A 2,630-nucleotide genomic window follows, 5' to 3' on the forward strand; every position below is an offset into this window, starting at 1 on the left:
TGCGGATTCCACGCCATCCGGCCACCCAGTCCACGCTTATCCGGCCGGGCATTCCACGCACATCCGGCCATCTGTTCCACGGCCATCCGGCCGGGCAGTCGGAGCGCAGCGACGCAGGTTTTGCATTGTTAGTCTGAGGCGCCCGGCGCCGTCAATTTCTTCGTCCGCTTGCGCATCGATTCGCCCTTGAGGTTGATTCGATAAGCGTTGTGCACCAGACGGTCGAGGATGGCGTCGGCCAGGGTCGGGTCGCCGATCAGTTCGTGCCAGTTGTCCACCGGCATCTGGCTGGTCACCAGGGTCGAGCGCTGGCCGTAGCGGTCGTCCAGTAGCTCCAGCATGTCCCGCCGTTGTTCGGCGGTGAACGGCGCCAAGCCCCAGTCGTCGAGGATTAGTAGGTCGGTCTTGGCATAGGCGCTCATCAGCTTGGCGAAGCGCCCGTCGCCGTGGGCCAGGCCCAGCTCTTCCAGCAGCCGCGGCAGGCGCAGGTAGCGCACGCTGTAGCCGTCCCGGCAGGCCTGGTGCGCCAGGGCGCAGGCCAGCCAAGTTTTACCGACGCCGGTCGGGCCGTTGATGATCAGGTTGAGCCCGTCGCGCAGCCACTGGCCGCTGCTCAGTTGCAGGATCAGCGCCTTGTCCAGCCCGCGCGGGGCGCGGTAGTCGATGTCTTCGAGGCAGGCGCTGTGCTTGAGCCGGGCCTGGCGCAGGCGACTGCTCAGGCGCTTGTCGTCGCGTTCGGTCAGCTCGCGGTCGACCATCAGACCGAGGCGTTCGTCGAAGCTAAGATCGTTGATGTCAGGCGTTGCGTGTTGTTCGCCAAGCGCCTTGATCATGCCGTGCAGGCGCAGGGTTTGTAGCTTGTCGAGTGTCGGGTTGGGCAGCATTTTGGTGCTCCTTTTTCAGGTCAGTGGTAGTAGCCAGGGCCGCGCAGGTTGGCGTGCTCGTCCGGCAGTAGCGGCAGGTTGGCTTGGGCCAGTGGCAGCCGTTCGAGGCCCTGGCGCAGGATCGATTCGAGGCTCTTGTAGCTGCACGCGCCGAGGCTGAGGGCGCGCTGGCAGGCGGCCTCCAGACGCTCTTCGCCATAGTTCTTGCCCAGACGCAGGATGCCCAGGCAGGCGCGGTAGCCATGCTGCGGATGGACGCGGCGCTCAAGGATGTCCTGGATCACCCCGGCGGTGTTCGGCCCGGTTTTCTCGGCCCAGTGGATCAGCCGTTGCGGCGTCCACTCGGCATGTTCGCGATGGCTCTTGGGCATGTGCTCGGTCAGCGTGCTGTGACGGCCCTTGTGCATTGAGCGCAGGTGGCTGGCGACCCGCTGGTTGGCGTGGAAGCACTCGACGGTGCGCGCCGTCAGGCGCACCTCCAGTTGCTTCTTCACCAACTGGTAGGGCACCGAGTAGTAATGCCCGTCGACCTCAACGTGGTAGTCAATATGCGCCCGCGCCTTCTTCCACTCGGCATAGACATAGGGCTGCTCCGGCAGGGGGCGCAGGGCCGGCCGATCCAGGGTGTCGAAGGCCGATTGCCGCGAGCCCGGCAGCTTCTTGAACGGTCGGGCGTTGAGCCGCTCGAGCAGCACGGCGATGGCGCGGTTGAGCTCGTCCAGAGAGAAGAACTGGCGATTCCTCAAGGCGGCGAGGATCCAGCGCTCGACCACCTGCACGCCGACCTCAGCCTTGGCCTTGTCGCGCGGTTTACGGGCCCGCGCCGGCACCACCGCCACGCCGTAATGTTCGGCCAGGTCGCGGTAGCTGGGGTTGATGTCCGGCTCGTAGCGATGCGCTTTGCTCACCGCACTGCGCAGGTTGTCCGGCACCACGATCTCCGTGACCCCGTCGAGGAAGGCGAAGCAGCGGGCGTGCGAGCTCAGCCAGTCCGGCAGCTGCTGCGACCAGGTAGCCTCGGCGAAGGTGTAGCTGGAGGCACCGAGCACCGCGACGAACACCTGCGCCTGGCGGATCTCGCCGCTGTGACGGTCGATCACCGGCACCGTCTGCCCGGCGTAGTCGACGAACAGCTTCTCGCCGGCGCGGTGCTCCTGGCGCATCACCACATCCAGCCGTCCCTGCCAGGCGCGGTAGTGGTCGCAGAACCAGCTGTACTGATAGCCCTGCGGGTGCGCCAGTCGGTACTCCTGCCAGAGCAACGCCAGGGTCACGCCCGGACGGCGCAGCTCGGCTTGGATCGCCGGCCAGTCGGGCAATGGTCGCTGCTCGCTGGGCACCGTGGGCAGCGCCGGGAACAGCCGTCGTTCCAACTCGGCATCCGACAGGCTGGATGGCAATGGCCAGGACAGCCCGGCAGCCTTGCAGCGCGACAGATAGTCGCCAATGGTGGCGCGGCCAACCTGCACGCTGGCCGCGATCTGCCGGGCAGACAGCCCCGCCTCGAACTTGAGGCGTAGCACCTCTCGAATCTTACGCATGGATAAACGCTCCACGACGACCTCTCTGCTTCGAAAAAGAGGCCGATGGTAGTGTGAGAAATCCTGCGTCGCTGCCTGCCCGAGAGGGTGGCCGGATGGCCGTGGAATCAGTGGCCGGATGCGCGTGGAACGGGTGGCCGGATCAGCGTGGAATCGGTGGCCGGATGCTCATGGAATGAGTGGCCGGATGACCGCGGAATCCGCA

General features: G+C 66.1%; 2 protein-coding genes. Both read right to left on the reverse strand.

Annotation, left to right across the window (positions count from 1 at the left end; translation table 11 throughout):
• Nucleotides 1–128 precede the first annotated feature (128 nt).
• Entirely contained in the window at nt 129–884 is a 756-nt protein-coding gene (istB, locus tag BM315_RS24040; RefSeq protein ID WP_090506207.1) for an IS21-like element helper ATPase IstB, read from the reverse strand.
• A gap of 20 nt (nt 885–904) precedes the next feature.
• Nucleotides 905–2,425, reverse strand: coding sequence for an IS21 family transposase (gene istA / locus BM315_RS24045; RefSeq protein ID WP_141124039.1), 1,521 nt, complete (start codon nt 2,423–2,425; stop codon nt 905–907).
• Nucleotides 2,426–2,630 lie beyond the last annotated feature (205 nt).

Origin of the sequence: Pseudomonas borbori, from assembly GCF_900115555.1 — a bacterium.
In the GTDB taxonomy this organism is placed as follows: Bacteria; Pseudomonadota; Gammaproteobacteria; order Pseudomonadales; family Pseudomonadaceae; genus Aquipseudomonas; species Aquipseudomonas borbori.